General features: G+C 53.8%; 1 protein-coding gene. It reads right to left on the minus strand.

Annotated elements, in window-relative coordinates; all coding sequences use genetic code 11:
• Positions 1-185 precede the first annotated feature (185 nt).
• Positions 186-1,159, minus strand: a 974-nt coding sequence (locus ACFRAK_RS29350; protein WP_394573245.1) for an SLC13 family permease, incomplete at its 5' end; no start/stop codon positions are given.

Below are 1,159 nucleotides of genomic sequence, written 5' to 3' on the forward strand. Positions count from 1 at the left end.
CTTTCGGTGCTTTGCTCGCCTACAAGTCCCTCTGAGGGACTTGCCGCCCCTTTGAATCTGGTGCCCCACTTTCGGCGCTATAACTGCCACTCTTACCGAAGTCCTGCAAACGTAAATACTCCCGACCACGTCCTGTCGGACATGATCGGGAGTATACATGCTTTTGCTGCGGCATCCCCTTCTGCTTAGAAAGGGAAAAACAACGGCAGCACCGCCATCATCACGATACCGATGATCAGTTGCAACGGTAGCCCCACCTTGACGTAATGACTAAACTTATACCGTCCAGCCGACATCACGAGTGCGTTCGGCGGAGTTGAGAACGGCGAAGCGAAGCACATGCTCGCTGCGATCGATACGGCAAACAGGAACGGATACGGACTGGCTCCCATCTGCACAGCGGCAGACATGGCGATCGGAGCAAACAAAACCGCACAAGCGGTATTGCTGATGAACAATGTCAACAGTGAGGTAGTGAAATAAACACCTGCAAGCAGTGCAATCGATCCGTAGCTGCCTAAGGAATGGACCAGCATATCCGAGATCAATGTGGCCGCCCCTGTCTTTTCTATTGCGATCGACATCGGGATCATACCGCCGATCAGCACGATGCTCTCCCAATTGATGGTTTTGTACGCTTCTTCCATATTACGCACGCAGCCCAGCACGACCATCAGCACCGCGGCGATCATTACGGAGGCGACAGCCGGAATCCATTCCGTAATAAGGAGAATAACCATGAGCAGCATAATTCCTGCAGCGATCGGTGCCTTCTGGTCCATCGTTACCTTGCGCGATTCCTCCGCTGGCTGACCCACCACGACGACATCCGTCTGCTCGGATGCGAGCAGCGCAATGTCCTTCCACGTCCCTTGCACGAGCAAGGCGTCGCCAAATCGCATTCGCTCCTCCTTCAGGTTATGGAGTAGATACTGCTCCTTGCGCTGAATTCCGAGAATATTCACTCTGTATTTTTCCCGGAAGCCGGAGTGCTTAACAAGCTGATCAATCAAGCGTGACGACGGCGTGAGCATAACTTCGGCAATCCCGACGTCGCTTGTAGCGTATGGCTTAGACTCACTCGCGTTTGCGTGCTGCTCTTGCGCATGCTGATCCAGTATCTCCAGTCCGTACTCGTCTGCAAACCGCAGTGCATGCT

The organism is Peribacillus sp. NPDC056705 (genome assembly GCF_043656335.1).